Below are 11,553 nucleotides of genomic sequence, written 5' to 3'. Positions count from 1 at the left end.
ACAATGGCACGCACGGCTGCAAAATCTCTGTTCACCGCCGATCTGATCGTACCCGCGATCGGGGACGCGTTCCGCAAACTCAACCCGCGTGAGCTGATCCGCAACCCGGTGATGTTCACCACAGCGATCGTCGCCACACTGCTGACCTTGCTGCTCGTCGTCGGGCATGACGGTCTCGGCATCGGCTTCAAGCTCCAGCTCGTGATCTGGCTGTGGCTGACGGTGCTGTTCGGCACCTTCGCCGAAGCCATCGCCGAGGGCCGCGGCAAGGCGCAGGCCGCGTCGCTGCGCGCGACCAAGGCGGAACTCACCGCCAAGCGCGTGAAAGGCGCAGGCGTCGAGGACGTCGCCGCCAGCGCGCTGCGCATCGGGGATGTCGTCGTGGTCGAAACCGGCGAATTGATCCCCTCCGACGGCGAAGTCGTCGAGGGTGTCGCCTCGGTCAATGAAGCGGCGATCACCGGCGAAAGCGCGCCGGTGATCCGTGAGGCCGGCGGCGACCGCTCCGCCGTCACCGCCGGCACGCGAGTCCTTTCAGACCGGATCAAGGTGCGGGTGACGGTCAATCCGGGCCAGGGTTTTCTCGACCGCATGATCGCACTCGTCGAGGGCGCCGAGCGCCAGAAGACGCCCAATGAGATCGCGCTGACGATCCTGCTGGTCGGGCTGACGATCATCTTCCTGATCGCAGTCGCCACCATACCCGGCTTCGCCAGCTATGCCGGCGGCGGCATTCCGGTGGCGATGCTCGCGGCACTGCTCATCACGCTGATCCCGACCACGATCGCCGCCTTGCTGTCGGCGATCGGAATCGCCGGCATGGACCGGCTGGTGCGCTTCAACGTGCTCGCCAAATCGGGCCGCGCGGTCGAGGCGGCGGGCGACATCGACGTGCTGTTGCTCGACAAGACCGGCACCATCACGGTGGGTGACCGGCAGGCTTCGGAATTCCGCGCGGTCGGCGGCGCGAGCCAGACCGATCTCGCCGAAGCGGCTTTGCTCGCCAGCCTCGCCGACGAAACCCCCGAAGGCCGCTCGATCGTGGTGTTGGCGCGCGAGCAATTCGCGGTCACCACCACCGCCCTGCCGGCGGGTGCCGAGGTGATCCCGTTCACCGCGCAGACGCGGATTTCGGGCGTGCAGATCGCGGGTTCGCTGATCCAGAAGGGCGCGGTCGATTCGATCCTGCGCGCCAATCCGGGTGCTGGCGAAACCGCGGCAGCGACCGAATTGCGCCGCATCACCGACGAGATCGCGCGCGCCGGCGGCACGCCGCTGGCGGTCGCGCAGGACGGGCGGCTGCTCGGCGCGATCTTCCTCAAGGATGTCGTCAAGGCCGGGATCCGCGAGCGCTTCGGCGAGCTGCGCCAGATGGGCATCCGCACGGTCATGATTACCGGCGACAACCCGCTGACCGCCGCCGCGATCGCCGCCGAGGCGGGGGTCGATGATTTCCTCGCGCAAGCGACACCCGAGGACAAGCTCGCGCTGATCCGCAAGGAGCAACAGGGCGGCCGCCTCGTCGCAATGTGCGGTGACGGCACCAACGACGCGCCGGCGCTCGCGCAGGCAGATGTCGGCGTCGCGATGAACACCGGCACGCAAGCCGCGCGCGAGGCCGGCAACATGGTCGATCTCGACAGCGATCCGACCAAGCTGATCGAGGTCGTGGGTCTCGGCAAGCAATTGCTGATGACGCGCGGGGCGCTCACCACCTTCTCGGTCGCCAACGATGTCGCCAAATATTTCGCGATCATCCCGGCGATGTTCGTGGTGCTCTATCCGGGCCTCGCGGTGCTCAACGTGATGGGGTTGGCGACGCCGCAATCGGCGATCCTGTCGGCGATCATCTTCAACGCGCTGATCATCCCGCTGCTGGTGCCGCTCGCGCTGAAGGGCGTGGCGTACAAACCGATGGGGGCCGGCCCGCTGCTCGCCCGCAACCTCGCCGTCTATGGCCTGGGCGGCCTCGTCGCCCCGTTCATCGGCATCAAGATCATCGACCTGGCCGTCACCGGCCTCGGTCTCGCCTGAACCAAGCAACCCGTTCGTGCCGAGCGAAGTCGAGGCACCCGCGAGGCCCCTCGACTTCGCTCGGGGCGAACGGTGGAGAAAACGACCATGAACAACGATATAACTTCCGCACTGCGTCCCGCCCTGGTCATGACCCTGCTGTTCGCGCTGCTGCTCGGGATCGCCTATCCGCTCGCGCTGACCGGCATCGGCCAGACGCTCTTCCCGAGCCAGGCCAATGGCAGCCTGATCTCGCAAGGCGGCAAGGTGATCGGCTCGACCGTGATCGGTCAGGCCTTCACCGGCGACCGCTATTTCAAGACACGTCCTTCGGCGGCGGGTAAAGGCTATGACGGCCTCGCCTCGTCCGGTTCGAACTATGGCCCGACCTCGCAGGCGCTTGCCGACCGCGTGCGTGCCGATGTCGCCGCCGCGAAGCCTTCCGCACCAGGGATGAAAGTCCCCGCCGATCTGGTGACGGCCTCTGCCTCGGGGCTTGATCCCGATCTTAGCCCCGAGGCGGCTTTGTATCAGACGCAGCGTATCGCTAAGGTGCGCGGCTTGCCGGTTGAAAAGGTGCGCGCGCTCGTGATGGATCATGTCGAACGGCCGCTGCTCGGCGTGGTCGGTGAGCCGCATGTCAACGTGCTGGCGCTCAACCGCGCGCTCGATGGTGTTGGGTCCACGCGTTGACCGACACGACCGGCCGTCCGTCCCCCGATGCCCTTCTGCGCCAGGCGGCGCAGGAGGGTAAGGGGCGGCTGAAGATCTTCCTCGGGGCGGCGCCCGGCGTCGGCAAGACCTTCGAGATGCTGAGCGACGGACGCAGCCGCATCAAGGCCGGGGTGGATGTCGTCATCGGCGTGGTCGAGACTCACGGACGGATCGAAACCGAGCAACTCACGCGCGGCTATGAGATCATACCGCGCCGCGCGGTGGCGCATGCCGGCGGCACGCTTCAGGAAATGGACCTCGACGCGATTCTCGCGCGCAGCCCCCGGCTCGTGCTGGTGGATGAACTCGCCCACACCAACGCGCCGGGCAGCCGCCACCCCAAACGCTATCAGGATGTCGTCGAGCTGCTCGATGCCGGAATCGACGTCTATTCCACGCTCAACATCCAGCATGTCGAAAGCCTCAACGACGTCGTCGCCTCGTTCACGCGCGTGCGGGTGCGCGAGACCGTGCCCGACAGCATCCTCGAAAACGCCGAGATCGAGGTGGTCGATATTCCGCCCGACGAGCTGATCGAGCGGCTGAAGGACGGCAAGGTCTATCTGCCACAGGAGGCGACGCGGGCGCTGTCGCATTTCTTCTCCAAGTCGAACCTGTCCGCTCTTCGCGAACTGGCGCTGCGCCGCGCGGCGCAGGCGGTCGATGCGCAGATGCTCGACCATGTCCGCGCGCTCGGCGTCGGCGGCACCTGGGCAGGCAGCGAGCGGATCGTCGTGGCGGTGAGCGAGGCACCGGGCGCCGAGGGACTGGTACGCGCCGGCAAGCGGATCGCCGATTCGCTACATGCGCCCTGGACCGCGCTGCATGTCGAGACGCCACGCACGCAGGGGTTCAGCGACGACGAGCATCGCCAGATCGCCAAGGTGCTGAACCTCGCCACGCAGCTCGGCGCGGCGGCCGCGACGGTGCCGGCCGCTTCGGTGATCGAGGGGCTGAAGGCGTTCTCCGCCAACGCCCGCGCCACCCAGCTCGTGGTCGGCAAATCGGTGCGATCGCGCTGGTTCGAACTGCGCTACGGCTCGGTCGTCGATCGGCTGGTGCGCGAAACGCCCGGGGTCGCGGTGCATGTCCTGCCGATCGAGGGCATGGCACCACGCACGCTGCGGTTGCGGCCCGGCCATTGGGGCAGCCGTTCCGGCTATGGGTGGACCGCGCTGATGGTTGGCGGCGTCACCGCCGTCGCCAACGGGCTGTTTCACATCCTCAACCTCGGCAATGTCGCGTTGCTGTATCTGCTGCCGGTGATGGCGGCGGCGAGCCTGTTTGGCTTGCGCACCGGGCTGTTCGCCGGGGTGTTGTCGTCGCTCGCCTACAACTTCTTCTTCCTGCCGCCGACGGGTACGCTGACGATCAACAATCCCGAGAACGTCATCTCGGTACTGGTGTTGCTCGGCGTCGCACTGGCGACCAGCCAGCTTACGTCGCGGGTGCGCGCGCAAGCCGATCTGGCGGCGGCGAGCGCGCGCGCCAATGCCGCGCTCGCCGGTTTCCTGCGCCAGCTCGGCGCGATCAACGATGCCGAGGCGCTGTCGCGCGCGATCTGCGAGGAGATCGGGCGGCTGTTCGATTTCCGCACGATGCTGCTCGTCCCCGCGCCGACCGGCACCGGCCTCGTCCTGCAAGCCGCCAATACCGAGGTGCGGCTGGAGACGATGGAACTCGCCGCCGCGCAATGGGCGCTCGACACCGGCACGCCCGCCGGGCGCGGATCGGATACGCTCGCCGCCTCGGAATGGCTGTTCCGGCCGATGCGCGCGGGCGAACGCACGCTCGCGGTGCTGGGCATGGCGCGCGACGACAGCGCCGAGCCGCTGCGCGCCGACCAACTGCCGCTGCTGACCGGGCTGATCGATCAGGCCGCGCTGTTGCTCGAACGGTTGCGGCTGGAGGCGGACATGCGCGATGTCGATCGCCTGCGCGAGCGCGACCGGCTGCGCGCAGCGCTGCTCTCCTCGGTCAGCCACGATCTGCGCACCCCGCTGACCGCGATGATCGCCGCCGCCGGCCAGCTCGAGCAGGGCGCGACGCCCGAACTGATCGCCACGCTGCAAAGCGAGTCGGCGCGGCTCAACCGCTTCGTCGCCAATCTGCTCGACATGGCACGAGTCGAGGCGGGCGCGCTGACGCTTGCGCTCGAGCCGGTCGATCTGTCCGACGCGGTGGCGGGCGCGGCGCAGGACGCGCGGCGCGCGCTGGAGGGGCATGCGATCGTGCTCGACGTGCCGCCCAATCTGCCGCTGGTGCGGGTCGATCCGCAATTGCTCCACCATTGCCTGCTCAACCTGCTCGACAATGCCGGCCGCTATGCCGATCCGGGCACGCCGGTGACGGTGCGCGGGGTGCATCGCCACGACACGCTGACGCTGTCGGTGCTCGATCAGGGGCCGGGCATCCCGCCGGGGCGCGAGACCGAGGTGTTCGAGACGTTCCGGCGGTTGCAGGGGTCGGATCGCCAGATCGGCGGCACCGGGCTTGGTCTCGCGATCGTCAAGGCGTTCGCCGAGGCGATGGGCATGGCGGTACGCGCCGGCAACCGCGAGGACGGCACGGGCGCCGAGTTCCGGCTGATCTTCCCCAAGGCCCTGCTGGTCCGCGACAGCGACGGAGACCTGATTTTGTGAGCGATGCCACCATCCTCGTCGTCGACGACGAGCAATCGCTCCGCCGGCTGCTGCGCAACACGCTCGAACGTGCCGGCTATGTCGTGGTCGAGGCGGCGAACGGGGCCGAGGCGCTGAAGGCGGCGGAGCGCTATACGCCGACCGCGATCCTGCTCGACCTCGGCCTGCCCGACCGCGACGGGCTTTCGCTGGTGCCGTTGCTGCGCAAAATGGGCGAGGCGACGATCCTCGTCGTTTCGGCGCGCGACGAGACCGACCAGAAGGTCGCGGCGCTCGATCTGGGCGCGGACGATTACGTCACCAAGCCGTTCGATTCGGAGGAATTGCTGGCGCGGCTGCGGGTGGCGCTGCGCCACACGGGGCATCGGCCCAAGCCGAAGAGCTTACGCGCCGGCGACGTGGAGATCGATTTCGAACACCGCCGCGTCCGCCGCGCCGGCGAGGACGTGCATCTCACCCGCAAGGAATATGACGTGCTGGCGTGTCTTGCCGACGCGCCGGGGCGCGTGGTGACGCACCAGCGCATCCTCGCGGCGGCGTGGCCGCTCGATCACGACCGCAAGATCGAATATCTGCGAATCGTCATCCGCAATCTGCGCCAGAAGATCGAGCCGGCCGACGCGATCGGATCGGTGGTCGCGAACGAACTTGGCGTGGGATATCGGCTGCTGACGCCGGGCTGATCCGCCCCCTGCCCTTACATCGCGAGCGGCTTGTCGTATCCGGTCAGTTCCAGATAGCCGCGCCCGCCCTCCGTCCGCACCGCGCCTTCCCAGTATACCGGCATGCCGCTGCGGCGGGTGTCGAGTTCCTGCGCGGCGAACAAAGGTTGCAGGCGCCAGCGGTGGATGCCGTCGGCCAACCGCACGCTGAGCTGCTGCGCGACCGGATAGGTCGCGCCGGTGGCGGGGCTGCGCCAGGTGGCGAGCGGGCGGAAGGATACGTCGCCGGGCGCGAACACCGTGCGCGTACCATCGGCGCGACGGAAGGCGCCGCCCGCCCAAAGCGTGCCGCCACCCTTGCGGCGGATGCGGAACGCCATCAGTGCGCTGCCATCGTCGAAGTTGAGGCCGGTCCAGTCCCACCCCTGCGCTTGCGGCGCCAGATAATCGGACGACCATTCGCGATCGAGCCACGCCTCGCCGGTCACCGGCTCGGTCGTGCCTGCCCGCGTCACCCGGCCGCCGACGCGCAGATGCGGGATCGAGTAATAATAGCTCGCCTCCTCCGGGCGCGGTCCCTTGCGGCTGTAGCCGCTTTGTCCTTGCGGCAGCGGCGGCTGGGTCGGGCTGAGCGCCAAAGTCAGCGCGAAGCCATCGACGGTGACATCCGTCGCCCAGCGCCCGTCGGGGAGCCGCCGCATCTGCCAGTCGCGGATCGCGACATCGGCGTCACGCTCGCGCGCCTGTGCCAGACCGAAGCCGGCGCGCGCGGCGCGCTCGCCGTGGAGCAGGCGGCCCGTCTTCGGATCGGACAGAGCGGCGTGCGCGAACAGCACCTGCGCGGGCGCGAAGAGGCTTGGATTGCGGGGGTCGGTCTGCGGGCGGGTGCGGAAGAACGTCACCTGAAAACCGAGATCGTCGCCGCGCGCGGTGCGCAGCCAACCGGTGACGTACCACCATTCGGTGCGGAACGCGGGATGCGCGCCGTGGTCCTGCGGGAAGCGAAGTACGATGCCGGGCTGGACCACCGGATAGGGGGTGGCCGCCGGTGCAGCCGCGGCGAGGGCGAGGCCGAACATCCAGCGCAGCATCACCAATCCTCCCGTACCGATTGCACCGCGCCACGCGCGGTCGCGCGACGGCCAGCGACGATCGCGGTCGCCGCCGCCGCGCCCGACAGCGCCGCCGCCACCGCCGCGAGCGTGCCGAACGGGATTCGCGTGCTCATCGTGAAGTTGAAAGACTGCGGGTTAATGACGTGGATCAGCACCTGCGCCAGCACCAGCCCGAGCGCGATGCCGGCGAGCGCGCCGGTCAGTCCGACCAAAGCGCCTTCGGTGGCAAGCATCGCGGTGAGCTGGCGGCGGGTGAGACCGAGATGGCGCAACATGCCGAACTCGCGCTCGCGCGCCATCGTCTGCGCCGAAATCGTCGCGGCGACGCCGGCGAGACCGACGAGGACGGCAATCGCTTCGAGCAGATAGGTGACGGCGAAACTGCGATCGAACAACGTCAGCGCGAAGCGGCGCAACGTGGCGGGCCGGGTGATCTCGACCTGATCGCGCAGATCCGCTGGCAGCCGCGCCTGTATCGCGGCGGTGACGGCGGTGGCATCAGCGCCGGGGCCCAGCATCGCCGCCAGTTCATCGCGCCCGGTGTCGCCGGTGAGGCGCTGATAGTCCCGCGCATCGACCAGCACCGCGCCGGTCTGCCGCCCGTAATCGCGCCACACCCCCGCGACAGTGAAGCGCGCGCCGCCGCCCATCGGCAGAGTCAGGCGGTCGCCGGGGTTCCAGCCGTAGAGCCGCTGCGCCGGTTCCGACACCCAGGCCGGACGCGCGCCGGGCGGGAGCGGAACGGCGGGGGCGATCAGCACGCGCAACGGATCGCGCGTGCCCTGCTCGGGGCGGGCGATCAGCGTGATCGGCGGACGGTCGGGCGCGATTGTCAGCGGGAGCTGACGGCTGAACGCGGCGCGGGCGATGCCGGGAGTAGCCGCCAACCGCGTCTGCGTGGCGGGATCGAACACCGCGCCCGCGTTGGTGCGCAGGTACAGGTCGGCACCGAGTACCTGGCCGAGCCAGTCGTCGACCGCGCCGCGAAAGCTGGTGATCATCGTCGCCATCGCGATCATCAGCGCGGTCGAGGCGACGATCCCGCACAAGGCGGTCGCGGCATCATTGGGCGCGCCGTGGAGGTGGCGGATCGCGAGCCGACGCGGCACCGAAGCGCCGCTGCGCCGCGCAAGCGGGGTGAGCAGCACGCGCGCGAACCACGGCACCCCCGCCACGCCGCCGGCGAGCAGCAAGGCCATGCCGGTGAAGCCGAACAGCGGCAGTCCACCGACCGGCGGCAGCAAGGTCACCGCGCCGCCGACGAGCAGCAGCACAGCCGCCGGCCACCATGCGACACGCGCGCGCGGATCAAGCACGTCGCCTGCGTTCTTGAGCGCGGCGGCGGGCGCGGCGCGCGCCGCCAGCCGCGCCGGTATGGCGCTGCCGAGCGCGGCGGCGGCGAGGCCGAGCGCGAAGAAACCGAATGCCGCGCCCGGCTGGAAGGCGAGCTGCACCATGCCACCGCCGAAATAGCCCGCACCGAGATCGCCGCCGAACCACTGCAACGCCGCCCACGCCATCGCATAGCCCGCCGCGAGGCCCGCGCCTGCGCCGACCACGCCGATCGCCAGCCCCTCGACCGCGACCGCCGCGACCACCCCGCCGCGCGGCATGCCGAGCGTGCGGAGCAGCGCGAAAGCGCGCTGCCGCCGCGCCACCGACAGCGATTGCGCCGAATAGACGAGGAAGCCGCCGGTCAGCAGTGCCACCAGAGCGAGCATGTCGAGATTGACCCGGTAGGCGCGCGACAGCGCATCCCCTTGCGCGTTCTGCGCCTCGGCGGCAGACAGGCTCGCATCCGGCAGGTTGGCGAGCGCGGACTCGGCGGCGGCACGGTCGGAGACGGCGAGATCGATCCGGTCGAGCTTGCCGAGCCGCCCGAAGCGCCACTGCGCGGCGGCGATGTCGATCACCGCAAGCGACGCAGTGTCACCCGCGCCCGGCAGCGTGCCCACGATGCGCAGCGGCACGCTGCGCCCGTTGGCGGTGATGACCACGCGCGCGCCGATCTTCATACCGGCCTGCGCGAGTGCGGCGCGCGACAGGAAGACGGCGTCTTCAGCGAACATCGTGTCGTTGCCGCGTTCGGGCGCGATGCCGATCAGCGCCGGCGTCACCGCGGCAGCGCGGATCGGGTCGAGGCCGAGCAAAGTCAGCCGTGCGGTGCCGATGCGGGCGTCGAGCTTCACCACCGGGCTGGCGTCGCGCACGCCGGCGGCGCGCGCGACGCGCGGATAGAGGTGCTCGTCGAAGCCGAGCGGACTGGTCGCGCGTACCGACAGTTCTGCGCCTCCGCCGACACCGCGCACCGCGCCGTCGAACGAGGCGAGCGCCGAGCCGTTGATGAGATGCACCGCGAAACCCAGGGCCACCCCGACCGCGATCGCCACCGCCGTCAGCAGGAAGCGGCCGGGATGGAAGCGCCACTCGCCGCCGATCAGCCAGCCGAGCGCGAGCCGCCCGGACCAAAGCCCCGGTTCAGCGGCCACGTCGCTCCACCAGCCCCTCGGCCGTCAGCGTCAACACGCGGTCGGCGATGGCGGCGGTCGCGTCGGAATGGGTGACGATCACGCCCGCCGCACCACGCTCGCGCACCGCGCCGCCGAACAACGCCAGCACGCGCGCGGCGGTCTCGGGATCGAGGTTGCCGGTCGGTTCGTCGGCGAGGATCAGCGCCGGCGCATGAACGAGCGCGCGGGCGATCGCGACACGCTGCAACTCGCCGCCCGAGAGATCGCGCGCATAGCCGCCGCCGCGCCCGCCGAGGCCGACCGCCTCCAGCATCGCCTCGGCGCGAGTCCGCGCGGCGCGCGCATCGGCCGACACCAAGGCGAGCGGCAGCGCGACGTTCTGCGCGAGCGTGAGATACGGCAGGATGTGGAAGGCCTGGAACACGAAGCCGATCCGCTCGCGGCGCAACCGCGTGCGCGCCGCCTCGTCGAGCGGGCCGAGCGTGGTGCCCTCGATCGTGACGGTGCCTTCGTCGGCATCGTCGAGTCCGGCGAGGATGTTGAGCAAGGTTGATTTGCCGACCCCCGATTCGCCGAGGATCGCGACCAGTTCGCCGCCGCGCACCGCAAGATCGAGGCCGGCGAACAGCCGGCGCGGGCCGGGCACGCTTTTGCCCAGGCCGCGCACATCGAGGCGCGGCGCGGTCATGCGCCGGCGCGTGCCTGGAACAGCCGTCCGCCTTCGATCCACAGGATCAGCGCCAGCGCGACGACGCCAATGCCGAGATAGCCGAGCGCCAGCGGCAGCGTGGTGCCGTCATAGGATTGGCCGATTCCGGCAGCGACCACGACTGCGCCCACGCTCGAGATGAACCCCTGCACCGAGGAGGCGGTGCCGGCGATATGGCCGACCCGCTCCATCGCCATCGCGCCGAAATTCGATCCGCACAACGCGATGCACGTCATGCTCAGCGCTTGAAACACGATATAGGTGACGAGCGTCTCGTGTCCGCTGGCGATGATCGCGACGTGGACCAGCGACAGCGCGATCAGCCCGAACACCGCGCTTTGCGAGATCATCCGCATACCAAGCCGCTCGACCAGGCGGCTGTTGGCGAAGGCGGCGCACCCCATCGAGAAAGCGCAGACCGCGAACAGGATGGTGAACTTGCCGCCGGCGTGGAATTCATCGACGAAAATCTGCTGCGACGAGGAGACGAACGCGACGATCCCGCCGAAGGTCAGCGCGCTGCTCACCGCATAGCCGATCGAGAAGCGGTCGGTCAGCGTCAGGCGGTAGGACTGGCGCATGGCCGCCAGCGAAATCGGGACTCGGCGCGCCTGCGGCAGCGTTTCGGCGAAGCGCGTCAGCGCCCAGACGAACACCACCAGCGTATAGGCGCCGAGCGCATAGAAGATCAGCCGCCACGGCCCGAACGCGAGCACCGCGCTGCCCAGCGTCGGCGCGAGGATCGGGAAAACGAAGAAGATCATCTGCGCGACCGACAAGGTGCGCGCCATCTGGCGGCCGGAGAAGCGATCGCGCACGATCGCGACCGACAGAACGCGCGACGAGGCCGAGGTCAGCCCCTGCAACACCCGCGCGCCGAGCAGCGCCGCGAACGAGGCCGAATGCGCCGCGAACACCGCCGCCGCCACGAAACACAGCAGCGCCACCACCACCACCGGCTTGCGCCCGAACCGGTCAGCGAGCGGGCCATAGAAGATCTGTCCGATGCCGAAGCCGAAGATATAGGCGGTGACGATCCACTGCCGATCATTTGCGGTGACGATCGCGAGATCACGCCCGATGTCGGCGAGCGCGGGGAGCATGAGGTCGACGCCCAGCGCGTTCACCGCCATCAATGCGGCGATGAACGCGACGAACTCGAACTCGCTCATCGGATAGCGTGCGGTCGGCGCGGTCATACCGCTCCCTTTCGCGGCACCCGCCCGA

Annotated in this window: 8 protein-coding genes; 4 read left to right on the top strand and 4 right to left on the bottom strand. The window is 69.6% G+C overall.

Annotation, left to right across the window (positions count from 1 at the left end; translation table 11 throughout):
* Positions 1–3 precede the first annotated feature (3 nt).
* From kdpB to J0A91_RS09250, 4 genes are all read left to right on the top strand, one after another.
* The gene (gene kdpB, locus J0A91_RS09265) at positions 4–2,034 is read left to right on the top strand and encodes a potassium-transporting ATPase subunit KdpB (protein ID WP_069204673.1); all 2,031 of its coding nucleotides are present in this window, start codon (positions 4–6) and stop codon (positions 2,032–2,034) included.
* An 87-nt stretch (positions 2,035–2,121) separates the two neighbouring features.
* The gene (gene kdpC, locus J0A91_RS09260) at positions 2,122–2,706 is read left to right on the top strand and encodes a potassium-transporting ATPase subunit KdpC (RefSeq protein WP_069204672.1); all 585 of its coding nucleotides are present in this window, start codon (positions 2,122–2,124) and stop codon (positions 2,704–2,706) included.
* On the top strand, positions 2,703–5,369 hold the full coding sequence (locus tag J0A91_RS09255) for a sensor histidine kinase (RefSeq protein WP_069204671.1): 2,667 nt from the start codon (positions 2,703–2,705) through the stop codon (positions 5,367–5,369). Before kdpC ends, J0A91_RS09255 begins: the two co-directional genes overlap by 4 nt.
* The gene (locus J0A91_RS09250) at positions 5,366–6,052 is read left to right on the top strand and encodes a response regulator transcription factor (RefSeq protein WP_069204670.1); all 687 of its coding nucleotides are present in this window, start codon (positions 5,366–5,368) and stop codon (positions 6,050–6,052) included. The genes J0A91_RS09255 and J0A91_RS09250 overlap by 4 nt, the downstream gene beginning before the upstream one ends.
* 14 nt (positions 6,053–6,066) lie before the next feature.
* Here the strand turns inward: J0A91_RS09250 and J0A91_RS09245 are convergent, their stop codons facing one another.
* The 4 genes from J0A91_RS09245 to J0A91_RS09230 are packed head-to-tail and all read right to left on the bottom strand — an operon-like array spanning position 6,067 to position 11,498.
* On the bottom strand, positions 6,067–7,122 hold the full coding sequence (locus J0A91_RS09245) for a lipocalin-like domain-containing protein (protein WP_069204669.1): 1,056 nt from the start codon (positions 7,120–7,122) through the stop codon (positions 6,067–6,069).
* Positions 7,122–9,635: an ABC transporter permease gene (locus tag J0A91_RS09240; protein ID WP_069204668.1), complete on the bottom strand. Its 2,514-nt coding sequence runs from the start codon at positions 9,633–9,635 to the stop codon at positions 7,122–7,124. The genes J0A91_RS09245 and J0A91_RS09240 overlap by 1 nt, the downstream gene beginning before the upstream one ends.
* Positions 9,625–10,305: an ABC transporter ATP-binding protein gene (locus J0A91_RS09235; protein ID WP_083224589.1), complete on the bottom strand. Its 681-nt coding sequence runs from the start codon at positions 10,303–10,305 to the stop codon at positions 9,625–9,627. The genes J0A91_RS09240 and J0A91_RS09235 overlap by 11 nt, the downstream gene beginning before the upstream one ends.
* Positions 10,302–11,498, bottom strand: a complete 1,197-nt coding sequence (locus tag J0A91_RS09230) for a multidrug effflux MFS transporter (protein WP_083224933.1) — start codon at positions 11,496–11,498, stop codon at positions 10,302–10,304. Before J0A91_RS09230 ends, J0A91_RS09235 begins: the two co-directional genes overlap by 4 nt.
* Positions 11,499–11,553: the final 55 nt, after the last annotated feature.

Origin of the sequence: Sphingomonas panacis (assembly GCF_001717955.1) — a bacterium.
Lineage (GTDB): Bacteria > Pseudomonadota > Alphaproteobacteria > Sphingomonadales > Sphingomonadaceae > Sphingomonas > Sphingomonas panacis.
Note: the sequence above shows the minus strand (reverse complement) of the source record. Positions and strands in the feature narration are given on the sequence as shown.